Annotated in this window: 19 protein-coding genes; 10 read left to right on the top strand and 9 right to left on the bottom strand. The window is 40.7% G+C overall.

What is annotated here, in order from left to right; all coding sequences use genetic code 11:
• Position 1 precedes the first annotated feature (1 nt).
• The 5 genes from leuC (at position 2) to truA (ending at position 6,034) form a co-directional block, all read left to right on the top strand.
• Positions 2 to 1,402: a 3-isopropylmalate dehydratase large subunit gene (leuC, locus tag ACXIUD_RS10265; protein WP_458052545.1), complete on the top strand. Its 1,401-nt coding sequence runs from the start codon at positions 2 to 4 to the stop codon at positions 1,400 to 1,402.
• An 18-nt stretch (positions 1,403 to 1,420) separates the two neighbouring features.
• Positions 1,421 to 2,011 (top strand): 3-isopropylmalate dehydratase small subunit, encoded by a 591-nt coding sequence (gene leuD, locus ACXIUD_RS10260; protein WP_458052544.1) that lies wholly within the window; start codon positions 1,421 to 1,423, stop codon positions 2,009 to 2,011.
• Positions 2,012 to 2,470: 459 nt separating this feature from the next.
• The gene (locus ACXIUD_RS10255; protein ID WP_458052543.1) at positions 2,471 to 4,084 is read left to right on the top strand and encodes an alpha-isopropylmalate synthase regulatory domain-containing protein; all 1,614 of its coding nucleotides are present in this window, start codon (positions 2,471 to 2,473) and stop codon (positions 4,082 to 4,084) included.
• The gene (gene leuB / locus ACXIUD_RS10250) at positions 4,053 to 5,114 is read left to right on the top strand and encodes a 3-isopropylmalate dehydrogenase (protein WP_458052542.1); all 1,062 of its coding nucleotides are present in this window, start codon (positions 4,053 to 4,055) and stop codon (positions 5,112 to 5,114) included. The genes ACXIUD_RS10255 and leuB overlap by 32 nt, the downstream gene beginning before the upstream one ends.
• Positions 5,115 to 5,248: 134 nt before the next feature.
• Positions 5,249 to 6,034, top strand: coding sequence for a tRNA pseudouridine(38-40) synthase TruA (truA, locus tag ACXIUD_RS10245; protein ID WP_458052541.1), 786 nt, complete (start codon positions 5,249 to 5,251; stop codon positions 6,032 to 6,034).
• A gap of 42 nt (positions 6,035 to 6,076) precedes the next feature.
• Here truA and ACXIUD_RS10240 read toward each other — a convergent pair whose 3' ends face one another.
• From ACXIUD_RS10240 to ACXIUD_RS10200, 9 genes are all read right to left on the bottom strand, one after another.
• Positions 6,077 to 6,718: a DUF2911 domain-containing protein gene (locus ACXIUD_RS10240; RefSeq protein WP_458052540.1), complete on the bottom strand. Its 642-nt coding sequence runs from the start codon at positions 6,716 to 6,718 to the stop codon at positions 6,077 to 6,079.
• 1 nt (position 6,719) lies between these two features.
• Positions 6,720 to 7,535, bottom strand: a complete 816-nt coding sequence (locus ACXIUD_RS10235; RefSeq protein WP_458052539.1) for an enoyl-ACP reductase FabI — start codon at positions 7,533 to 7,535, stop codon at positions 6,720 to 6,722.
• A 119-nt stretch (positions 7,536 to 7,654) separates the two neighbouring features.
• Positions 7,655 to 9,307 carry a DNA repair protein RecN gene (gene recN, locus ACXIUD_RS10230; protein WP_458052538.1) on the bottom strand — a complete coding sequence of 551 codons (1,653 nt, stop codon included), beginning with the start codon at positions 9,305 to 9,307 and terminating at the stop codon, positions 7,655 to 7,657.
• Between the two features lie 45 nt (positions 9,308 to 9,352).
• Complete coding sequence (gene porD, locus ACXIUD_RS10225) at positions 9,353 to 10,255, bottom strand: type IX secretion system protein PorD (protein ID WP_458052537.1); 903 nt, start codon at positions 10,253 to 10,255, stop codon at positions 9,353 to 9,355.
• Positions 10,256 to 10,295: 40 nt separating this feature from the next.
• On the bottom strand, positions 10,296 to 11,504 hold the full coding sequence (coaBC, locus tag ACXIUD_RS10220) for a bifunctional phosphopantothenoylcysteine decarboxylase/phosphopantothenate--cysteine ligase CoaBC (RefSeq protein ID WP_458052536.1): 1,209 nt from the start codon (positions 11,502 to 11,504) through the stop codon (positions 10,296 to 10,298).
• Positions 11,504 to 11,818, bottom strand: a complete 315-nt coding sequence (locus tag ACXIUD_RS10215; protein ID WP_458052535.1) for a DNA-directed RNA polymerase subunit omega — start codon at positions 11,816 to 11,818, stop codon at positions 11,504 to 11,506. Before ACXIUD_RS10215 ends, coaBC begins: the two co-directional genes overlap by 1 nt.
• A gap of 23 nt (positions 11,819 to 11,841) precedes the next feature.
• Complete coding sequence (locus tag ACXIUD_RS10210; protein WP_458052534.1) at positions 11,842 to 12,771, bottom strand: outer membrane protein assembly factor BamD; 930 nt, start codon at positions 12,769 to 12,771, stop codon at positions 11,842 to 11,844.
• Positions 12,772 to 12,839: 68 nt separating this feature from the next.
• Entirely contained in the window at positions 12,840 to 13,544 is a 705-nt protein-coding gene (locus tag ACXIUD_RS10205) for a T9SS type A sorting domain-containing protein (RefSeq protein WP_458052533.1), read from the bottom strand.
• 185 nt (positions 13,545 to 13,729) lie between these two features.
• The gene (locus ACXIUD_RS10200) at positions 13,730 to 15,346 is read right to left on the bottom strand and encodes an OstA-like protein (RefSeq protein ID WP_458052532.1); all 1,617 of its coding nucleotides are present in this window, start codon (positions 15,344 to 15,346) and stop codon (positions 13,730 to 13,732) included.
• Positions 15,347 to 15,395: 49 nt separating this feature from the next.
• Here ACXIUD_RS10200 and tilS point away from each other — a divergent pair, with 49 nt between their 5' ends.
• The 5 genes from tilS (at position 15,396) to ACXIUD_RS10175 (ending at position 22,874) form a co-directional block, all read left to right on the top strand.
• The gene (tilS, locus tag ACXIUD_RS10195; protein ID WP_458052531.1) at positions 15,396 to 16,715 is read left to right on the top strand and encodes a tRNA lysidine(34) synthetase TilS; all 1,320 of its coding nucleotides are present in this window, start codon (positions 15,396 to 15,398) and stop codon (positions 16,713 to 16,715) included.
• Positions 16,716 to 16,719: 4 nt separating this feature from the next.
• A complete protein-coding gene (locus ACXIUD_RS10190; protein WP_458052530.1) occupies positions 16,720 to 17,250 on the top strand; it encodes a Crp/Fnr family transcriptional regulator in 531 nt (176 codons plus the stop codon).
• A gap of 126 nt (positions 17,251 to 17,376) precedes the next feature.
• Complete coding sequence (gene mdh, locus ACXIUD_RS10185; RefSeq protein WP_458052529.1) at positions 17,377 to 18,315, top strand: malate dehydrogenase; 939 nt, start codon at positions 17,377 to 17,379, stop codon at positions 18,313 to 18,315.
• Positions 18,316 to 18,430: 115 nt separating this feature from the next.
• A complete protein-coding gene (locus tag ACXIUD_RS10180; RefSeq protein WP_458052528.1) occupies positions 18,431 to 21,139 on the top strand; it encodes a hypothetical protein in 2,709 nt (902 codons plus the stop codon).
• Positions 21,140 to 21,209: 70 nt separating this feature from the next.
• Complete coding sequence (locus ACXIUD_RS10175; RefSeq protein WP_458052527.1) at positions 21,210 to 22,874, top strand: mechanosensitive ion channel family protein; 1,665 nt, start codon at positions 21,210 to 21,212, stop codon at positions 22,872 to 22,874.
• The last annotated feature ends 11 nt before the right edge of the window (positions 22,875 to 22,885 follow it).

Genomic DNA, 22,885 nt, shown 5'->3' with positions numbered 1-22,885 from the left:
CATGGAAAAGAAAACGTTATTTGATAAAATTTGGGATGCTCATGTCGTTCGTTCCGTTCCCAATGGGCCGGATGTTTTTTTCATCGATAAGCATTTTATACATGAAGTGACCAGTCCTGTTGCTTTTTTGAATTTGGAAAAAAGAGGGATAGGGGTCATGTATCCCGACCGGACGATTGCTACTCCTGACCACAATGTACCGACAGTAGACCAGGACAAAACTATCAAGGACAAGCTATCCCGCATGCAGGTAGAAAAGCTACGTGACAATTGCAAGAAGCATGGGATTGAATTGCATGATTTGGGTTCAGCACATCATGGGATTGTGCATGTAATTGGCCCTGAATTGGGTGTGACTCAGCCAGGGATGACCATTGTCTGCGGTGATTCTCATACATCAACGCATGGAGCTTTTGGAGCGATTGCATTTGGTATCGGAACTTCAGAGGTAGAAATGGTTTTGGCTACTCAATGCATCATGCAGGTAAAGCCTAAAAAAATGCGCATCACGGTAGATGGTGAATTGGGTAAAGGTGTAACCTCCAAGGACATCATCCTTTACATCATTTCTAAAATTTCAGCGGCGGGTGCTACCGGATATTTTGTAGAATATGCAGGTTCGGCCATTACCAATCTCAGCATGGAGGCTCGTATGACCATTTGTAATATGAGTATTGAGATGGGAGCGAGAGGTGGCTTGATTGCGCCGGATGAAACCACTTATGCCTATCTCAAAGGTAAGCGCTATGCGCCTAAAGGAGATGCTTGGGAGCAAGCAGTAGCTTATTGGGAGTCTTTAAAGACCGACGAGGGTGCTGAATTTGATTTAGAATATACTTTTGATGCTGCGGATATTGAGCCGATGATTACCTATGGTACCAATCCCGGTATGGGGATCAAAGTCAAGGATCTTATTCCCAACGCCAATCTTTTAGAAGGAAGTAATAAAACGAGCTTCTTAAAGTCTTTGGAATACATGGGATTTGCACCGGATGAACCCATTAAAGGTAAAAAGGTAGATTATGTATTCGTAGGAAGCTGTACCAACGGTAGGATTGAAGATATCCGTGCAGTGGCGGGATTTGTCAAAGGAAAGAAAAAAGCAGACAACATCACTGCTTGGATAGTGCCGGGCTCTCGTGAAGTTGAGAAAATGGCCCACGAAGAAGGTTTAGTAAAAATCTTGGAAGAAGCAGGCTTTGAACTGCGTCAACCGGGTTGCTCAGCTTGCTTGGCCATGAATGATGATAAGATTCCCGCAGGGAAATATGCTGTCTCTACTTCCAATAGAAATTTTGAAGGAAGACAAGGTCCTGGTGCCCGTACGCTGTTGGCAAGTCCCTTGACAGTTGCAGCAGTAGCAGTTACGGGAGTAATTGCCGATCCACGTGAAGTATTTTAAACACCTAAAGACAAAAACATGCCTTACGATAAATTTAATACCTTGACCAGTACGGTAGTTCCTTTACCTGCTGAAAATGTAGATACGGATCAAATCATCCCCGCCCGCTTTCTGAAAGCGACAGAACGGGAAGGTTTTGGAGATAACTTATTCCGTGATTGGAGATACGATGTGGAAGGTAACCCCAAGTCAGACTTTGTTCTCAATAACTCCACCTACTCGGGAAAAATCCTACTAGCGGGCAAAAACTTCGGTTCGGGTTCTAGCCGCGAACATGCGGTATGGGCACTGTATGATTATGGTTTCCGTTGCGTAGTTTCTTCCTTCTTTGCAGATATTTTCAAAAATAACTGCCTCAATATTGGTGTACTTCCTGTGACGATAAGTCCTGCTTTTGCTCAAACTTTATTTGATGCAGTAGAAGCAGACCCTACGGTAGAACTTACAGTCGACATAGACCAACAAACCATCACCTTAAACACCACTGGAGCTTCTGAGTCCTTTGACATCAATGTCTACAAAAAGGAAAACATGAAGAACGGATTTGATGATATCGACTATCTGTTGAATATGCAGGAAGAGATTAGGGAGTTTGAAGGGAAAGGATGAAGGAGGAGGGAGGAAGGATGAAAGGAGAAGCGAGATTCGAGAAGCGAGAAATTAGACTCAAGAAACAAGAACCAAGAAACAAGAGATAAGATTAGGGATGGGTAAATGACCTGCGTTTATCTTACTCATAACAGTCAGTCATTATTCCCCAATCACTCAACCAACTACTCACTAATCAACTAATCACTAAGATGTACCAAGTACCATGTACCAAGTACCAAGTAGGGATTCGGGTATTGATAAAAAGTATCGTAATTAACTACGAATAACTTAATTAACTAATCACTCAATCAACTAATCACTAAAATGTACCAAGTACCATGTACTAAGTACCAAGTAGGGATTCAGGTATTAATGATAAGTATCGTACTTCAACTACTAATAACTCAATCAACTAGTCACTAATCATCTAATCACTCAATCAACTACTCACTGTTCACTACTCACTGTCAACTACCAATGGGAAATCAACGAAAAATAGAAATCATGGACACCACCCTTCGGGATGGGGAACAGACCTCGGGGGTTTCCTTTTTACCCTCTGAAAAGCTACAGATTGCTAAACTTCTCCTGGAAGAGCTCAATGTGGATCGAATTGAGGTGGCTTCGGCAAAAGTGTCAGAAGGGGAGATGGAAGGAGTTAAAAAAATCACGCAATGGGCCAAGGATAAAGGATACTTGGACCGGGTGGAGGTATTGGGTTTTGTGGATACCCCCGCTTCAGTAGATTGGATAGAAGCTGCCGGTGGAAGGGTAATGAATTTGTTGACCAAAGGTTCCATGAATCATCTGGTGCATCAGCTGCGAAAAACTCCTGAGCAGCACTTTGAAGATATCTATCGCAGTGTGATGTATGCACGCTCCAAAGGGATAACGGTCAATGTGTATTTGGAAGATTGGTCTAACGGCATGCGCAACTCTATGGAGTACACCATGGATTTGATAGGAATGCTGGCTAAGTTGAACGTGCGAAGAGTGATGTTGCCAGACACCTTGGGATTGCTTTCACCGCGGGAAGTTTCACATTTCATTAAACTCATCACTTCCGAATTTCAGGATACCCACTTTGATTTCCATGCGCATAATGATTATGATTTATCCGTATCCAATGTTTTGGAGGCAATCTTCAGCGGAATTTCAGGAATTCATACTACGGTGAATGGTTTAGGTGAGCGTGCGGGAAATGCTCCGCTCGAGTCTGTGATAGCTGTTATCAAAGATTTTACAGATTTCAAATCCAATGTTCGGGAACATAAAATTTTTCGGGTAAGTAAATTGGTGGAACAGTTTTCTGGTCAACATATACCGGCAAATAAGCCAGTAGTAGGTGAGAATGTATTTACGCAAACAGCTGGGATTCATGCTGATGGGGATAATAAAAAGAATCTCTATTTCAATGACTTGATGCCGGAGCGGTTTGGTAGGCAGCGAAAGTATGCCTTAGGAAAGACTTCTGGCAAAGCCAATATTTTGAAGAATTTACAGGAATTGGGAATTTCTTTGGAACAGGAAGACTTGGCAAAAGTAACCCAACGAATCATTGAATTGGGGGACAAAAAAGAACGAGTTACAACAGAGGATTTGCCTTATATTATCTCAGATGTGTTGCAGCATACCTCTATTGCTCAGCATATTCATATAGCAAGTTACAATCTCAGCCATTCCAAAGGGTTAAGACCTTCTGCGCAAGTCAAATTGCAGGTATATGGAGAATCATACGAGGAATCAGCTTCAGGTGATGGTCAATTTGATGCCTTTATGAAAGCCATCAAGAAAATTTACAAGTCCCTCAATAAGGAATTACCCAAATTAGTCAACTATCAGGTGAGTATTCCTCCCGGTGGTAAAACAGATGCATTTGTGGAGACCATCATTACTTGGGAGATGGGTAGAATTTTTAAAACTAAAGGATTGGACCCTGATCAGACGGTAGCTGCGTTGAAAGCTACGGAGAAAATGCTCAATATTATCGAGCAATTGGCGCAGTCCAAGCCCTCAATTAAATCAACAGCACATAAAAACTTAGAAAATACAAGCGACTATGGAAATGAAAATCGCATTGCTGCCGGGTGACGGCATCGGACCCGAAGTCATTGCTCAGGCAGTAAAAGTAGTGGAGGCAGTAGCCAAAAAGTTTGGTCATCAGGTAAGTTTTGAAGAAGCGGCCGTTGGTGCTGCTGCTATTGACCTAGTAGGCGATCCTTATCCAGAGGCTACCCATGAGGTATGTCTGCGGGCAGACGCGGTCTTGTTTGGAGCTATCGGGGACCCCAAGTACGACAATGACCCGAAAGCCAAAGTGAGGCCAGAGCAGGGCTTACTTCGCATGCGACAAAAACTCGGATTGTTTGCCAATATTAGACCAACCTTTACATTTCCTTCCCTCATTCATAAGTCTCCTTTAAAACTGGAACGAGTAGAAGGAGTAGACTTTGTCTTTTTTAGAGAATTGACTGGAGGGATTTATTTTGGTGAGCCTAGGGGAAGAAATGAGCAGGGAACGAAGGCTTTTGATACCAATGTTTATACCAAGGATGAAATCGCAAGACTTGCCCGTATGGGTTTTGAGGCTGCTCAGAAGCGTAGAAAGCATTTGACATGTGTAGATAAAGCGAATGTATTAGCTACTTCCCGCTTGTGGAGGGAAACAGTGCAGGAGATAGCTCCTGAATACCCAGATGTAAAGGTTGAGTATGAATTTGTAGATGCTGTTGCCATGCGCTTGATTCAGTGGCCAAAAGCATACGATGTATTGATCACAGAAAATCTCTTTGGAGACATCTTAACGGATGAGGCTTCCGTGATTTCTGGGTCCATGGGTTTGATGCCCTCAGCATCTGTGGGAACGGAAAATAAATTGTTTGAACCCATTCATGGGTCCTATCCGCAAGCAGCCGGTAAAGACATCGCCAATCCATTAGCTACAGTGTTGTCTGCGGCAATGATGTTTGAATATGCATTTGGATTGAAGACAGAAGCGGATGCAATAGCCGCGGTGGTGAATGCTTCCCTAGAGGCCGGAGTAGTAACGGAAGATATTGCAGATGGAGGCAAAGCTTTCAAAACCTCAGAAGTGGGAGATTGGTTGGCGGCTAATCTCTAAAGGATGTGGATGACTTTTCCAAAGTTAAAAACTTTGGAAAAGTTTCCTCAATCCAACCATCCATTCCGACTTTTTCAAATTTGGAGCAAGGATTCAAATCTAGTACTTTTGATTGATCCGAATTTTCTTCCTTTATGCAAAACCGTCCCTTCATCTACCTCTTTTCCATTCAATATTTAGGACTTCGCTATTCAGGATGGGCCAAGCAAAACAATGCCAAAACTGTCCAAGGTACACTGGAGCGTAGTATTCGCTATGTATTAGGACATGAAAACTTTCGGACTTTGGGAGCGAGTAGGACAGATGCTGGAGTTTCAGCCAATCAGGCCTTTTTTTGTTTGTATGTTGAAGTGGAAATAGAGGATTTGGATTCTGTTCACCATGAATTTAACCGAAACCTGCCACCGGATATTCGAGTTGGAGAGGGGAAAAAAGTAGATACTTCTTTCAATATTATTCAGGATGTGGCCTTCAAAGAATATCACTATCACCTAGCCTATGGAGATAAGTTTCACCCGTTTTATGCAGGCACACTCAGCTTTTTTCCAGAGGAACTGTCTGTTGAAGACATGAAAGAGGCGGTCAACATTTTTCGTGGGAAGCATGATTTTAGGCGATTTTGTTCCGTGGACAAGGTTACTGATAATTATGAGCGAGAGATTTTGCATGCAGAAGTTTTGACTCATCCCAAGGCTGGAATTGGTGACTTTCCAGAAAAAGCCTTGGTCATCAAATTTTCTGGCCAAGGCTTTTTACGCTATCAAATCAGGATCATGGTACAAGCCTTGGTGGATTTGGGCGCGGGTAAAGTCAGTAAAGAAGGATTGGAGGAAGCCTTGAATAGTAAAGAAAAATCACCCATTGCTCTTACAGCGCCTGCGAATGGGTTGGTGTTGGAAAGTATAGCGTTTAAGGGTTAAAAAAAGAAAAAAGCCACCCTTTCGAGTAGCTTTTTCAATGTCTTAAATACTTACAGGCATCCGAACCCTGATCGTGTCCCAAGAAAGGGCAATTTCAACCTCTGATTCACCTGCCATCAAAATTTCGTAGGTTAGACGCTGCACTGGAGTAGCTAGTGTTTCAGGAGAAACTTTTACCCTTACCACATCCTCTGCTTCATCATATTCATCCGCCAAATGCTGATCGTAGACCTTGTTAAGGATCAAGGTCCACTCTTCTCTGCCTGGAATAGTAAAGAATCCATACATTCCAGCTGGAACTGTTACGCCATCAATGGTTACATCTTTGGAGAAGGTAACAGCGGTAGCCCAGTGCGAACCACTTACCCAAACCTGATCGTAAGAAACCAAGCCATTCCAAATCACACGACCGCGCATACCAGGTGAACCATAATTGATCGTGATATCGGTTCCTCCCATGCTAGCCTTTGCTTCCCTGCGGGCACTGCCTTTGAAGGTATCTTCAAGCAAACCTGCATTTACACTGTCTGCATAGGCTACACGCTCCAATAAGTGTTCTTTTTCAAGATTACTAAGCTCTTCTTCGACGATTGCCACTTCAACTTCTTTGCTTGTCTCTTGATTACCGCAAGCAAAAAGACCAGTTAAAGCGAGTGTTAAGGCTCCTACAACTACTTTTTTCATATTACAAGTCTTTAAATTGATCCATTAATTCTTCTGAAATCCCTGTGGTAGAATATCCTCCATCGTGGAAAAGATTCTGCATAGTCACATATTTTGTCAGATCGGAAAACATGGTGATGATGTAGTCTGCACAAGCTTCTGCGGATGCATTGCCAAGCGGAGACATTTTATCTGCAAAGTTGTAGAAGGTATCGAAACCTCCAATACCTGTTCCAGCAGTAGTTTTGGTAGGGGACTGAGAGATGGTATTCACACGGACTTTTTTCAACTTACCGTATCTGTATCCATATCCTCTTGCGATGCTTTCAAGCATGGCTTTGGCATCTGCCATATCGGTGTAAAAAGGATAGACCCGTTGAGCGGCGATGTAAGAAAGCCCCATGATAGAACCCCACTCATTCATCACATCCATTTTTTCAGACACTTGCATCATCTTATGGAAAGAGATAGCAGATACATCGTAAGATTTGATTGCCCAATCGTAGTTAAGGTCACCGTATGATCTGCCTTTTCGGATATTTGGGGACATCCCAATGGAGTGTAGTAAAAAGTCGAAGTTACCTCCCAAAAATTCTTTAGCTTCGGTATAAAGTTTTTCGATATCTTCCAAAGAAGTTGCATCTGCTGGAATCACGATGGTGTTACACTGTTCAGCTAATTCCTTGATAGCTCCCATTCTCATGGCAATGGGTGCATTGGTTAGTACAAATTTTGCTCCCTGTTCGTGGGCCTTGATAGCGGTTTTCCAAGCGATTGAATTCTCATCCAAGGCGCCTGTGATGATGCCTACTTTTCCTTTCAGTAAATTTTCAGCCATTGTATATGTATTTGGTTGGTTACGTAGATTAATCGGTAAAAATAGTCAAAAAATTTGGAAGCTAATCCATGTATGAAGGAGGCAATCCATCAATAGAATCACTTTGTGAATGTACTTGCCTAGTTTTTGAGAAGTTCACGGGCACTTTCAAAGGCTGATTCGGAAGGATTGGCACCAGCGATCATTTGTGCGATGGTGGCAATGCGTTCCTCTTTTTCAAGTAATTTCATTTTACTGATTGTTTTGGCAGCACTGTGATCTTTGTAGACAAAATAATGGTGTTCACCTTTCGCTGCCACTTGTGGTAAATGGGAAATGCAGATGACCTGATGCTTTTCTGCAATATTTTGCATCATCTTCACCATTTTGAGTGCCACTTCCCCCGAAACTCCTGTGTCAATTTCATCAAAAATCAGGGTAGGCAAGGCCATTTTATCGGCCATGATGTATTTGATGGCGAATATCAATCGGGAAAACTCTCCTCCGGAAGCTACTTGTTTCAAGGCCTGTGGTTTCACACCTTTATTAGCAGAGAATAAAATCTCCAATTGGTCTAAGCCAGTTTGGGCAGGAGTAATAGTAATAGCCTGAACTTGAATCACCGCATTTTCCATACCCAATTGATGAAGCAACTGTGTAAGTTCCTTCGCAAATGGATCAAATGCCTTGGCTCGTTTGTCAGAAAGTTTTTTACCCGCAGCTAACAATAGCTTTTCCTGCTCTTGAAGTTTCTTCTGAAGTTTTTCGAGGGATTCATCTAGATTTTCAACCTTGAATACTTTTTCAGAAAGGCTTTCTTCCAAAGCCATCAAGCCTTCAATGGAATCCAAACCATGCTTCTTCTGCAGGTGATAGATTTTACTTAATCTATCCCGTACTTGCTCTAGCTTATCAAAATCTATTTCAATCTTTTGATCTTCCGCTTCCAGACTAGCTGCAATATCTTTCAACTCTATCCAAACTGACTGTAAGCGTTCATGAAGAGGTTCAAATTTTGGCGTGAGCTTACTTAGATGTGAGAGTCCATTGGTTGCCACTGATAAGGTACGCACTGCTCCAAATTGTTCATCCTCCAGCTGATGCAGTACCTCCTGGATTTTACTTTTTATTTCCTCAGCATTTTCTAGGATTTCCTGCTCTTCTTCCAAACTTTCCTGTTCATCAACTTGCAATTGAAGGTTGGACAGTTCCTCCAACTGAAATCTATTAAAGTCTGCTTCCTTTTGTAAGTCTTGGGCTTCTTTCTGGAGGCTACGTAAGGCTTTTTTGGTTTGTTCAAAAGTTGCAAAAGCTTCCTGGTACTGTTGGAGCTCTACCTGAGTAGTAGCATAAGCATCGATCAGGGATAATTGATAGCTGCCATCGCCAAGCATGAGTGTATCGTGCTGGGAGTGTACATCCATCAGGAATTTCCCTAACTCTTTTAAGACATCTAGAATTACTGGTGTATCGTTGATAAAAGCTCTTGATTTACCTGCAGGGCTTATTTCTCTACGGATAATGCATTCTTTTTCGTAATCCAAATCATGATTTTCAAAGAAGCGTTGGAGTGCATAGGATCCGATTTCAAAGACGCCCTCTACTACGCATTTGCTTTCAGGGTCATGGAGTGTTTTGACATCTGCCCGATTGCCCAGCAATAGGCCCACAGCTCCAAGCATAATGGACTTACCAGCACCAGTCTCACCTGTAATCATATTAAGAGCAGGGCTTGGGGTCATTTCCAAGCTTTGAATCAATGCATAATTTTGAATACTGAGGGATGTGAGCATGTCAGAAACAGGGCTTTTGAAAAAACAAATCTAGTAAAATCGAGCCTAGCCTTTTAAGATATCGTTGTATCTTTTTGCATTGGTAGGATCAATTTTTAACAATAAGGCAACGGCTTCTGTTCGAACTTCCATAGGGGCTGTCCTCAAAATGTTGCTAATTTCTTCACTCTTTGCATCCATAAAAGCAATTGTCAGGATACTATTTGGCTGAATCTGATTGGCTTCGCCGATTAATTTCAGCGCAGCAATGATGTTTTTATATGCCTCATCTGGTTTGGTCAACAACAAATCCAGGCCTTTTCTATGATACAAATAGATAGATTCTCGGATAGGGGACATCACAGAGGAAGTGTATACATCAGTAATCAAAGCATGTCTGTTTCTCCTGTCATTATTGTTTGGTGTCCATCCTGGTCTATTAGAAGATTGGGCATTGTTCACAATGTTGTTAGCGATTTCAAAATATGGGTCTCCTCCTCTTAAGGAAAAACTGTCGTAATCAAAGCCTAGAGCAATGTAGGCGTAGTATGATAGCAAAGAACTGATATTATTCAAAAAAGAGAAACGATTGAATTCAATGGGTTGGGAAGCGATATATTCAAAAGACCAGTTTCGATCGATAAAGTTCAAAACCATGGTCTCATAATTGGTTCCAAAGACGGGCCGGATAGATTGAATTTGAACAGTCGCATTATAACTTCCAGCTTGAGTCATATCACCTATGGTTAGCAGCATATTGCCTTTGATACGCTCATTAGGACTGAATTGATCCGTGGTCCAAGATCTTCCATTCATGAATTGCTCAAAATTGGTCTTCATGTCTTGGAATACATTGGTTTCCATGGTTCTCGCGCGATCACTGTTGATGATTACAGTGAAATTGAGCTCCTGAGCATTGACAAGAGGCGACAATAAGAGGAGGGAAATGAAGATTCGTAGAAATTTCATGTTTTTCATTAGACTCATGAATTTAACGAAATTTTCTGAATCAAATTTCAATTGGTAGCTCTTTCACACATTTCACCAAAAGTTCTGCAACCTCTTTTTTGTGTAAAGTCTCGGTTGAGATACTTTTACCATCTTTAAAGAAAATGGAAACTTTATTGGTGTCATGCTGGAATCCTGCTCCCTGATCTCTCATGGAGTTTAACACGATCAAGTCAAAGTTTTTCTTGCTCAACTTGGCCTTGGCATGAAAGACCTCATTTTCAGTCTCCAATGCAAAGCCTACGTGAATTTGTCCAGCTGCTTTTTTTTCACCCAAAGCGTATGCGATATCGATATTTTTCTTCAAGGTGATTTGCATGTGATCATCTGATTTTTTGATTTTCTCAGATGCTACATCTTTTGGAGCATAGTCTGCTACTGCTGCTGCAAATACGCAGATATCTGCATGGCTGTGGATTGTTAAGGCCGCCTCATACATTTCTTGCGCACTTCTCACGGGGATAATGTCAATATTGGCATGATGTGGCTTTTTGGCTCCATGGCCCAATACTACATGTACTTCGGCGCCTCTACTGGCAAAAGCTTCAGCAATAGCAGCGCCCATTTTTCCAGAAGAGTGATTGGAGATAAAACGCACGGGATCTATTGCCTCTTGCGTAGGTCCCGAAGTAATGAGTACTTTTTTTCCTTTCAGGTCTTGCGAGCGTTCAAAAAAATGAATGACATGCTCCAAAATATGTTCTGGCTCCATCAATCTTCCTTGTCCATTTAATCCTGATGCCAGTTCACCGGACTCTGCCTCAAGAATGATATTTCCAAAAGAATCCAGTCTTTTGAGGTTTTCTTTCACGGAGGGATGCAGATACATGTCTAGGTCCATTGCAGGTGCCACCATGACAGGACACTTGGCGGATAAATAGGTTGCTGCTAATAAATTGTCACAGATGCCTTGGGCAAATTTTGCTAAAGTATTAGCAGAGATAGGTGCCACCAAAAATAAATCGGCCCACATCCCAAGTTCCACATGATTAGTCCAAACGCCCGTAGCAGTATCTGAAAACTGATGATGTACAGGTCCTTTGGATAGGGTGGCCAAGGTCAAAGGGGTAATAAAATCAAGAGCAGAAGTGCTCATAATGATCTGCACTTCTGCTCCTTCTTTGACTAGGAGTCTTGTAAGATGCGCTGCTTTGTAGGCTGCGATACTTCCTGTAACTCCCAATAAAATTTTCTTACCTTCTAATTGCATTAACCTTCAGTAGATTCTTCTGGCATACGGAAATGAATTTTATTCTCCAAGAACTCTTCCATCGCTAGGGTACTTGGCTTAGGCATTCTCTCATAGAAGCGAGAAATCTCGATTTGCTCCTTATTTTCAAACACCTCTTCCAAATTATCAACAGTAGAAGCAAACTCAGAAAGTTTGTTGTTCAATTCCTCTTTCATTGTAGAAGAAATTTGCTTTGCGCGCTGACCTATGATGTGGATAGATTCATAGATGTTGCCAGTTTGTCCAGCTAATTTATCCAGATCTCTGGTGATGATGGATGGATTGATTGCCATAGTATTCTTTTGTTAAAATTTTTCTAGTTATTGTTTATTGCAGGGCCGGAAGTGACGGTCTCAGGCTGGTTGGCTGCCTCTGCAGCAGCTGCTTCCGCCTTCGCTCTTCTTTCGTCAAAATCTTTCTTCAATTTTGCGTGAGCAATTAATTCCGCCTCGGATTTCTTTACGTGGTTGTCTACTACTGAAATATATTTGCTTTCAGGGTATTTTCTTTTAAACTGATCAGCAAATTTAGATACATCTTTCAAACGTTCCTCTTTTTTATCAAATGCAGAGTTTGTCCCGTATTTGTAAGCTACTTCTACCAATTTATAAGCAAGCTCCTCATTGTATTTACTGTCAGGGTAGTTTTTTGAAAAATTCTGAAAGCTGATGATGCAAGCTCTGAAGAAATCTCCCGGGAATAAGCCTTCTGTCATTCGAAGGTACAGCATGGACTCTTGGTAAGCTTTTTCCTCAAATCTAACCTGAAGGTCATTGATCATGGTCATCGCTCGTTCGTAAGAATCAGACTGTGGAAAACGGTTGATGAAAAGCTGAATAGCATTCACTGCATCCTTACTACTTTTTTGGTCCAAATTGTAATCTGGAGAATCCATGTACAAAGAATACGCGTTCATGAACAGGGCTTCTTCTGCTAATGGACTTCGATTGTACGTCTGATAGAAAGTGTTAAAGTATCCAGCAGCCTCAATGAATCGCTTGGTACGAAAATGGCTGTAAGCATAGTTGAAATCTGCTAACTCAGCTTTTTCACTCCCACGAATAACAGGCAATACCTTATCATACAAAATAATGGCTTTGTTGTACTCGCCTTCATTGTAATACTTATTGGCTGCTTCGTACAGTAGTTCCCAATCAGTGCTGCGTTCAAGTTTGTAAAACTTACCGCAAGAGCTGAATGCTAGAACACTGAACAAAAGGATACTATGGATGAGGTACTTATTCATAAATTTTGGAGGCGCAAATATAAGGCATTTTTATTTGGTATCAAACTGAAACTCTTGTAGTCAAGTCATCACTTCTTTACAACGAGTTTTTTGGTCACTATATTTTTGTTGTCAACAAAAAGTGTATAAAAATAGACACCAGGGTTAAGATTGGATACATTGATGGCTAATGACTTCTGCATTGGATCTAATTGATACTCCGCAACTGGGTTGCCAATGAAGCTGTTCAATACAATCTTTGCAGCAGCATTGGGGTTTTTAAACTCATAATCGATTTGTGCAATTCTATTGCTTGGATTAGGGTAAATCTCTCCAAGAGAAATGTCTTTGTGCATGGTGTCAGCAGGATTGGGAGCATACACATCATAAACGGCTTCTATGGTAAACATGTCACGACTGTTGGTTCCTTGAATGAACAGTAAGTCGAAGCTACCTTTTACCTCAGAGATTCCTAATTCTAATTCTAAATACAAATCAGTGTATATTTCACCCGGTCCCAAGTTAAATTTGATTTTGCCCGACTCTCTTTTTGGGTCAAAACATTTATCTCCCAAACAGACTTTTAGATTTTGAGAACTTCCTACATTGCCTTTTAATCCTCGAAGTGTATATTCTTTGGCTTGGGTGGATTCATTTTGAATGATAAGGGATTTTCTTTGGGTAGTACCGATTTTACCAGAAAAGTCAATATTTTCGGACAATACACGAACCTGACCCCAAGAATTCCAAGGTAGCATGAGCATGCAAGCTAATATCAGAAGGGTACGTTTCATGTAGAGTTGTTCTATAAGCGTAAGGAATTAAGTACTTTACTGGTTTAACGTTAAATTTAACAATAAGATTTGTACAAATAATAATTTGTGGGTTAATTTTTGTTAACCTTCGTGAAATATTTTTTCTGAATTGTCGTTCAAAAAATTGCCTCAAAAAACTGGCCAATTCTGATTATTTTTTCGAATTATAGATTCTTCTTTTCATCCAATGCATTTTGTATTTCATCATCAGATGGGAGCGGGATGTTTACATCCGGTCTATCAAATAAACTTGTGTTTTGTTGTTCTCTTCGCTTGGGTGTTCGCCAAATAAAAAACTCTTCCATGGATGGTTTTTCTTCCTCCCTCCATGTAAAGCCTTCCAAAAGTTTGTCTTCTTCTTTGATCATGTGTGGAGGTAGAAAAGATCCCTCAGGTTTTACCAACCAATTGATTTTTTGGATATTTCCATCGTCGAAAAACATCATGATGCTCGAACAAAGAATCTTGTTCATGCCTCTCAGGGTAGAATCTCCAACGAGGTCGAAATATAAAGATTCCCCATTGCCTTCAATATGAAAGCGGTTGATTTTCCCATCCATGAAATAGCCCGTCATTCTACGCCCCTTGATTTGATTGAAGTTTCCAATCGTGTCTTTGGTGATATTGAAAGCATTCCTTCTCAAAAACACCTTGTCAATGTCCTCATTTGCAATCAAAAAATGGATACTATCAGCGGTAATTTGAGATTTTTCATTCCAAAGGATAGGGTCACGATATAAATGCACTGTAGAGTCTGCGTAATTGTAAGAAAGGGAATCAGATTTGCCACGGAAGTCACCTTTGATCATTTGAACATTTCTAAATGCATTGAGGTAACGTTCTTCTGCCAATTCACTATCCTGAGAAATCAGGGTGTCTGCAATCATGTAAAGGGTATCTTTTTCAAAATAGCGCTGAACCATGGCATTGCCATACATGATGCTGTATTTGCGATCTTCCCAATACTTTCCCTCATCCCCAAAAATCTCTACATTTCGCTCTTTGTTTAGGACAGATACATTGTTGCGGCCCTCATAGTATTGTTGCACTTCATCATAATATAGGATATCCCCATACACTCTGCTTCGTTCATTTTCTACATCCCCTTCAAAGAACCTGAAAAGTTTATTTACAGTATCGTAAAAACTGCCCTTTTGTGCGTTTAAGCGGTCCCCTTCTTTGGATACAATATTGGTAATGCCTACTGTTTCCGTGGTTTTAGGGATGGTGCGATAAATCATGAAATTAGTCTTCAGGGTATAATCTGGATTGACTAGGACTACATCCTCTGTAAATGTGATTTTTTCTATAGTGGTCTCATAAGTGCCAAAGCGACTTGTTAATACATTGGTGCTGTCCACTACTTTGCCATCATTGAAATAGTTTGCGATACCTGTACTCCGGTCATAATCCAAAAATTCAGTATAGAGGGTAGTGCCTTCATTTTTCAATACTACGTTAGTCCGAAGTTTGGCAAGCTTGGTATTGCCATCATACTCTGCGTATCGACTCGTGGTAACTACTGGGTCTTTGGTGTCTACGATGCGGACATTTCCATAAAGCTTAGCCATGTTTTCTTCCCGGTAAAAATGGGCCGAATCACAGTAAATCAAGGAGTTTTGATGCTTCATGCGTACATTCAAAAGCAATCGTTCAAATCCATTGGCTCCCTGAAGCAACTCAGCCTGCTGAATTTCTAAGAGATTGTCGGATTGACTCCAGGAAACTTGGTAGCTGAGGAGAATCAAAAAGAAAAGGAGTAATCGGGAGAATTTTTGCATTTGATCTTGAATAGGGCGCAAAATTAACTAAAATTGGTATTTTTGGCTTATGCTTGAGGACTTTATCAGCCACATACGTTCAAAAAATCTTTTAGATTCCCAAAAAAGATACTTATTGGCCATTAGTGGTGGCGTAGACTCTGTTGCTTTGGGACATTTATTGCATCAGGCTGGCTATCATTTTGATCTAGCTACTGTTAATTTTAACCTGCGTGGAGAACATAGCAAGGCTGACTTCGCTTTTGTTGAAGCATTAGCCAAGGAGTGGAAAGTACAATTCCATGGAAAAACGATAGCTCCTGATCTATGGGAAAGCTTAACAGGTGAGAGCATCCAAATGAAAGCCCGATCGCTGAGGTATGAGTGGCTGGAGGAATTGAAGCTAGCACATGGATATGAGGGTATTTTGGTTGCGCATCATTTCGAGGACCAACTGGAGACTATTCTGTTGAATTTACTGAGAGGTTGTGGTATCGATGGAATTACCGGAATGGCAGAGAGAAGAGGAGTCATCATTCGTCCTTTGTTGAGTTTTAGGAAAGATGCATTGATTCAATTTATGAAAACCCAAGGATATCCTTGGAGAGAAGATATCAGCAACCAAAAAGATGTTTATCAGCGAAACTTTATTCGCCATCAGGTGCTATCAAAAATAGAGAATACTTTTCCAAGTGGTCTGGAAGTAATGGCAGAGAGTTTTGGTCGGATCAAGGATACTGGCAAAGCTTTTCATTACTTTTTTGAGCGATGGAAGGCCGATGCTGTAATTAGAGAAGGTGATTTTCAAATACTAAAAATCAATTCATTTCAATCAGTTCCCGGTAAACACAGTCTGTTATTTTATTGGTTGCGGGATTTTGGTTTTTCATCGGCAGTAGTGGAAGATATTCTTCAGGCGGTTGAGGATGCTCATGTGGGGAAGCTATTTCATTCATATAATCATACGCTTAATCTTGACAGGAATAGTTTGATTGTGGGGCCGAAGGAAAGGGAATTTTTAGCCAAAGAAGTAGTAGCAACCGATGTGGAACTCTATCTAGAAGACGAGATTTATGATATTTTGCGGATAGAAAAAGATAGCTTTGTAGACAAATCTCCCGAAAACGCTATGATGGATGCCTCCCGCTTACAATTTCCTCTAAAAGTCAGAAATTGGGAGTTAGGTGATAGGTTTATTCCTCTAGGGATGAACAAAGAGAAAAAGATTAGCGATTTTTTGGTAGATTTGAAGATACCCATGATTCAAAAGAGGCGTGTAAAAGTGATGCTCAGTGGAGAAAAAATCATTTGGGTTATTGGCTTTCGCATCAGCGATTCCGTTAAAATTCAAGAGCAAACGCAGGCAATAGTATATTTCAAGAAAAAATAGTCCTATGATCAATCCCTTTTCCCGTACCTTCTCCGTCTCCGAACTGGAAATCTTTGAATTCTTTTCGCAAGTGAATTTTTTTGAAAAATTGAAATATGTAGAAATGGCTAAGTTTCTTCCTGCTTTGCATTACCGATCTTACAATAAAGATGAAGTGGTTTTTTTTAGTGGAGATCCGAGTCAGGCTTTTTATATGGTGAGATCTGGGCTCATCAAACTTTCCATTGACATTAAGGAGAATTTTGAGACTATCCATGAAGTCAGAAAGTATGGAGCATTCGGAGAAAATGCACTGTTGGAAAACCAAAAAAGAATTTACACCGCAATTGTAGCTTCGGAACAGGCTGATTTATTAGTGATTCCTCATTTTGCACTGCAGGAGATTTTTGATAGCCATACCAAAATAAAAGCAAAGATGATGACCGCTTTGGCGGAATTTTATAACCAAAACAATCACAGGCTCTTCAAGTCTTACAAGAATTCCTTTGGCTTCTTCAACCTATCCGAAATGTTTACACCAAAGGAAAATCTATAGTATTTAGCAAATCCTTTTTTTTCTGAAACAAGTTAAAGTACCAAAAGCTTCCTAAAGTGTGCGCTCTTTGATAACTTTGGAACACTTTTGAAAATAAAATATTAACTTAAAATAAATCCATATATCATGACAAAAGTAACTGTAGTTGGAGCAGGTAACGTAGGTGCTACCTGTGCGGATGTTTTAGCTTACAGAGAAATAGCTGAAGAAATTGTTTTATTGGACATCAAAGAAGGTATGGCTGAGGGCAAAGCCCTTGACATCTGGCAAAAAGCTCCAATCAATCAGTATGACAGCAGAACTGTGGGTAGCACAAATGACTACTCTAAAACAGCAAATTCTGATGTAGTAGTCATCACTTCTGGTCTTCCAAGAAAGCCGGGGATGACCCGCGATGATTTGATCGAAACCAATGCTGGCATCGTGAAAACGGTTACAGAAAATGTGATTCAGCACTCTCCAAATGCGATCATCATTGTAGTTTCCAATCCTTTGGATGTAATGACCTATCAGGCCCACATCACTTCTCAATTACCAAGAACCAAGGTAATGGGTATGGCGGGTATTTTGGATACTGCCCGTTACAGAGCATTTTTGGCTGAAGAGCTAAATATTTCTGGTAAAGAAATCCAAGCAATCTTGATGGGTGGCCACGGTGATACCATGGTTCCACTTCCGCGTTACACTACTGTTGCGGGTATCCCTGTGACAGAAATGATTGCAAAAGATAAATTGGACGCAATTATCGAGCGTACAAAATTTGGTGGTGGTGAATTGGTGAAGTTGATGGGTACATCTGCTTGGTATGCACCAGGTTCTGCATCTGCTCAAATGGTGGAAGCTATCTTGAAAAATCAGCGTAGAGTATTCCCTGTATGTATCAAGTTGGATGGTGAGTACGGTATCGACGATTGCTACTTAGGTGTACCAGTAATTCTAGGTAGAAATGGTGTAGAAAAAGTGATCGAACTAGATCTAAATGATGAGGAAAAAGCCTTGTTGGAAGTGTCTAGAGGTCATGTGAAAGAAGTGATGAATGTATTGGATAACTTGTCTTCCAAGTAATCATTCTTCTATTATAGATAAGCAAGAATCCCGATAGTTATGTCGGGATTTTTGTTTTATTCGTATTTTTGAGCAGAAATCATCCATTTTCCCAATATTTATCGTTTACTGTTCTGTGAGAATATTAAAAGTCATTACCCTTAGTTTGTTTTTTGCCGGGCTCGGATATGGGCTCTATTATGTGTACCAAGAGATCATTGGTAAAAAGGGAATCGATGGGATGCATCTGATTTCTGCTGATGCCATTTTTGTATTGGAAACTTCGCAAGGCGATGAATTTTGGGAAAAACTAACAACACAGCCTTTTTGGTATACGCTTCAGGAAATTCCTTCTGTTAATGATGCTGATGTACAAGTGGCAGCATTTGCCTCGGTGCTGGAAGGTTATCAATCATTCTCAGGATTATTGAAAGGCAAAAAAGCCAGCATTTCCCTGCATCCGGTCGGAAGGGATGATTTTGATTTTTTGTTTACAATCCATTTGAAAAATGCAGACGAAAAAAGCTTTTTAAAATACTTGGAAGCCAACCTTCCCGAACTCTCCCAAATCAATGAGCGCATGTACTCAGGTGTAACCATTAAAGAGTTTCAATCATTAAATCTTGATAGAAACTTTTCTTTTACCTGGGTAGGGGATGTATTGGTTGGAAGTTTTACTTCTTTTTTGGTAGAAGAAGCTATTCGTCATTCTCAAAACACTTCCTTATCTAATTTCCGAGAAGTCAACAAAGCATTGTTTACAGCTTTACCAGAAAGCAGAGGGCTAGGGACTTTAAGAGTGTCTTCCAATGGCTTCGCTCGGCTGATAGAAGGAATTTCAAAAAGCCAAAGTCAAGCATTGGATCAGTTGTTCTCTAAAAATAAGCTGATAGGTAATTATGAGGTTGATTTTGAGGAAGGTGAGATCTTACTGAGAGGAACCACTATTTTCCCTGAAACATCCGTGAATCCAAAGGTAGGAATGGCGAATTTTGAGGTAGATGGATTTGTCACTAATCGGGTATCTTCTTGGGTAAGTTTTAATTTTGAAAATATTTCAGGAATCAACTTTTTTGAAAACGAGGCTTTCAATGAGAAAAGTACTGTAAAAGGAGATGTTGAGAAAAGACTTCTAGGAAATGGTTTTTTCGATCAGCTTGATGGACAAGTGCTACTATTGAATTTCGAAAAAGTAAGCAGCAATGCGCAGGATCGGGTATTAATTCTAAAGACGAAGGAACTACGAAGACAATTGGAGTTACTGAAAGCATTTAATCCAGCGACAACCCAACTTGATATGTCGAAGGGCAATGTGGATTTCTTTGGCACGAATGAAATCTTTGTGCTTTCTGTCGAGGAATTTCCCGCCCACATGTTTGGGGGTAAGTTTCTAGGTTTCCCAGATACTTACGTGACAGGATTGGATGGGCATTTGGTTTTTGCCAATAGCTCTAAGGCAATGAAGTTGTTTTTAGATGATTATGTTTCTAAAAGTTTCAGCAGACAGGTGTTTTACAAAAATCCAGAACAGCTTATGCAGTTTTACCTGGATATTCCACTTTCTTGGAGTACGCTTATGGATATCAGTTCTCCTTCATGGACATCTTTCTTCCAAAAGTATGCGCAGAACTTGCAGTCCTTTCAAAGCTTAAATGTGAGTTTACAGGATTTTTCAGCCAATAAGTTATCAACGACGATTAGATTGGGACATCAAGTTGCAGCTGTTAAGCCACAGGCTAGGCAGGATGTATTTTTGTCCGAAACCAAATCTATCCTTCTCCCCAACCAACTCCAGTATGGGCCAAAGAGAGTATTGAATTTCAATGACAAGAGTCCTGAATTTGTTGTGCAGGATGAAAGCAATGTCATGTATTTAATCACGAAAGACATGGAACAGGTTTTTTCAAGGATGTTGGAAGGACCCATTGTTTCTGATATTTTTCAGGTGGATTATTTGAAAAACGGTAAGTTGCAAATGCTCTTTGCTACCCCAAATCAAGTACATATCATCGATCGTTTGGGGAATTATATCCCAGGCTTTCCAGTGAGTCCAACACAGGAAGAGAGTATTACTCAACTCAATTTGGTTGATTACAACAATGATCGGGACTACCGGTATTTTTTGGGTACAGCGGATGGAAATTTATGGTTATTGGATCGTGCTGGAAAAACCTTGGATGGTTGGAATCCTAAAAATATCAGTGGAGAGCCTGTTGTCAAGCCAGCTCATCATCGTATAGCAGGGGTGGGCGATCGTATGGTAGCCCTATCAAAAAGGGGAGAATTGTACTTTTTTAACCGTCGGGGTGAACCTGAAGTAGGTAGTCCATTTAGATTGGGAGATGCTTTGGGGACGGATTACACCATCATAGAGAGAGGTAATGCCAAAGATACCCGTTTGGTAACTGTAACAGTGGGAGGGGAAATCGTGCAAGTGAATTTCAATGGAGAGCTTACTTACAGGAATCAGTTGGCGAAAGAAGATCGGGATACCCGTTTTGTCCTAGTCAAAGATCAAAAAGAAGACAGGTATCTAATAGCTACCCATAGTTACAATAAAGTAGGTTTTTACGATGAGACTTATCAGTTGATTTTCGAGAAGGAAGTAGTCTCAGAAAATTTGGATTTTCAGTTATATACTTTTGGAGGAGATAAAAATCTGATTGGTGTCTTAGATAGGGATCAGGAGTTTTTATACCTCTACGGATTAAGAGGTGAGTTGCTGAATGCGGTGCCGATTTCTTCCGCAGAAAAAATGGAATTAATCTATGCAGGAAGCCAAAATGAGTATTTAATTTATACCATTTCGGGTAATAAATTAGCGGAGTATCGATTGCCCTTTTGAGTAAGAAGAAGGGATGGGCAAAGCTGAAACAGTTTATTTTATTAATTTTGCGGCTTAATTACATGCATGGATGATGAAAAAATTGTTTTGGCTGATTGCTATTATTTCTCTGACTTGGGCTCCGGTAATGGGGCAAGTGATGGTTGACGGAAGTCCTGTTCCCGTAGATCCGGAAGATTATCACAATCTAAAATCACCTTATACTGCCTCCCTTACCTTCTTTCTTAATTTGAGGGAAGATAATTTTGATCCTGAGGCTGCTGCTTTGGCTTTGATGATAGATGACAAGGTAGAAGGAGCAGAGCCACGTGAGCTAGCAATTAAATTGAAGCAGATTTTTGATGGAAATGGGGTAGTCGTCAAGTTTGCAGAGATATCAAATGATCCCGATTACATCGATACACTGTATACCAATCAGTCCAAGTATTTTTTTGACAGTAAAGTGTTGCCACTGGTGTATCTTCAGCGATATGGGGATGAGTGGAAATTCAGTGCATTTACCATTAGTCAATTAGATGAATTGCATCGACAGACCTTCCCTTTTGGGACGGATAAGCTAATCAATCAGCTTCCCAAAATAGGAACTAATACCTACTTTGGGTTTCAGACTTGGCAGCTTGTCGGCCTTTTTGGTTTTATCCTGCTGCTTTTTTTAGCTCACAAACTATTCACTTTTATCTTTGATCGGGTCATTTTATACACTCTGAATCGCCTGGGCTACGGATATCTAGGAGAGCGGTATATTTTGCCAGTGGCCAAAGTGCTGAGCATCTACTTGATTGTATTGGTTTCTGCTTTAATTATCCGATTGCTTCAATTGCCGGTAGAAGTCGTTTCTTTCGTTTTAAAAATGTTGCATGCGGCCAAGCCGTTTGTATTGACCATCGTTTTTTACAAAATCGTAGACATCATTGCCTTGTATTTTGCAAAGCTGGCTGAGAAGACGGAATCGACTTTGGATGACCAATTGGTACCTCTCGTTCGCAAAACCTTAAAGTCTTTCGTCGTCGTCGTCGGTACGTTGTTTATTTTGAAGGAAGGCTTAGATGTTGATATTGTGCCTTTTTTGACGGGCTTATCAATCGGTGGTTTGGCCTTTGCTTTGGCTGCGCAGGATACCATCAAAAATTTCTTTGGCTCTGTGATGATCTTTATAGATAAGCCATTTCAGGTGGGGGATTGGATTACTTCCGGGGATGTGGATGGCACAGTGGAGGAAGTTGGCTTTCGTTCCACTCGAATTCGGACCTTCCGTAACTCCGTTACGTATATTCCTAATGGGAAAATTGCCGATGCCACCATTGATAATCACGGATTGAGGCAATATAGAAGGTTTTATACTACCTTGACTGTTACCTACGATACCCCACATGAGTTAATTGAGACCTTTGTGCAAGGACTTCGAAAGATTGTACTGAAGCATGCAGATACACGGAAAGATGCTTTCAATATTTACTTCAACAACCTCTCTTCCTATAGCAAGGATATTATGTTTTACATCTTTTTCGAAGTGCCAACCTGGCCCGAGGAATTACGATGTAGACATGAGGTACTGATTCAAATCGTCCAATTAGCAGAAGTCTTGGGCGTTCGCTTTGCATTCCCTACGCAGACACTACACATGGAAAGCTTTCCTGAGAAAAAGGACTTGATTCCAAGTTACCCATCCGATTCCTCGGTTTATAAGCAAAAATTAACACAATTTTTGAATCAGGAGCTTGGTAAAAAAGAATAAGGGTGGAAGTT

Source organism: Mongoliitalea sp. (assembly GCF_054166905.1).
This window is presented reverse-complemented; position numbering and strand designations above follow the sequence as displayed.

What these genes read in the sequence shown, in the direction of transcription:
- leuC (WP_458052545.1), top strand. Translation starts at nt 2, where the DNA reads ATGGAAAAGAAAACGTTATTTGATAAAATTTGGGATGCTCATGTCGTT.
- leuD (WP_458052544.1), top strand. Translation starts at nt 1,421, where the DNA reads ATGCCTTACGATAAATTTAATACCTTGACCAGTACGGTAGTTCCTTTA.
- ACXIUD_RS10255 (WP_458052543.1), top strand. Translation starts at nt 2,471, where the DNA reads ATGGGAAATCAACGAAAAATAGAAATCATGGACACCACCCTTCGGGAT.
- leuB (WP_458052542.1), top strand. Translation starts at nt 4,053, where the DNA reads ATGGAAATGAAAATCGCATTGCTGCCGGGTGACGGCATCGGACCCGAA.
- truA (WP_458052541.1), top strand. Translation starts at nt 5,249, where the DNA reads ATGCAAAACCGTCCCTTCATCTACCTCTTTTCCATTCAATATTTAGGA.
- ACXIUD_RS10240 (WP_458052540.1), bottom strand. Translation starts at nt 6,718, where the DNA reads ATGAAAAAAGTAGTTGTAGGAGCCTTAACACTCGCTTTAACTGGTCTT.
- ACXIUD_RS10235 (WP_458052539.1), bottom strand. Translation starts at nt 7,535, where the DNA reads ATGGCTGAAAATTTACTGAAAGGAAAAGTAGGCATCATCACAGGCGCC.
- recN (WP_458052538.1), bottom strand. Translation starts at nt 9,307, where the DNA reads ATGCTCACATCCCTCAGTATTCAAAATTATGCATTGATTCAAAGCTTG.
- porD (WP_458052537.1), bottom strand. Translation starts at nt 10,255, where the DNA reads ATGAAATTTCTACGAATCTTCATTTCCCTCCTCTTATTGTCGCCTCTT.
- coaBC (WP_458052536.1), bottom strand. Translation starts at nt 11,504, where the DNA reads ATGCAATTAGAAGGTAAGAAAATTTTATTGGGAGTTACAGGAAGTATC.
- ACXIUD_RS10215 (WP_458052535.1), bottom strand. Translation starts at nt 11,818, where the DNA reads ATGGCAATCAATCCATCCATCATCACCAGAGATCTGGATAAATTAGCT.
- ACXIUD_RS10210 (WP_458052534.1), bottom strand. Translation starts at nt 12,771, where the DNA reads ATGAATAAGTACCTCATCCATAGTATCCTTTTGTTCAGTGTTCTAGCA.
- ACXIUD_RS10205 (WP_458052533.1), bottom strand. Translation starts at nt 13,544, where the DNA reads ATGAAACGTACCCTTCTGATATTAGCTTGCATGCTCATGCTACCTTGG.
- ACXIUD_RS10200 (WP_458052532.1), bottom strand. Translation starts at nt 15,346, where the DNA reads ATGCAAAAATTCTCCCGATTACTCCTTTTCTTTTTGATTCTCCTCAGC.
- tilS (WP_458052531.1), top strand. Translation starts at nt 15,396, where the DNA reads ATGCTTGAGGACTTTATCAGCCACATACGTTCAAAAAATCTTTTAGAT.
- ACXIUD_RS10190 (WP_458052530.1), top strand. Translation starts at nt 16,720, where the DNA reads ATGATCAATCCCTTTTCCCGTACCTTCTCCGTCTCCGAACTGGAAATC.
- mdh (WP_458052529.1), top strand. Translation starts at nt 17,377, where the DNA reads ATGACAAAAGTAACTGTAGTTGGAGCAGGTAACGTAGGTGCTACCTGT.
- ACXIUD_RS10175 (WP_458052527.1), top strand. Translation starts at nt 21,210, where the DNA reads ATGATGAAAAAATTGTTTTGGCTGATTGCTATTATTTCTCTGACTTGG.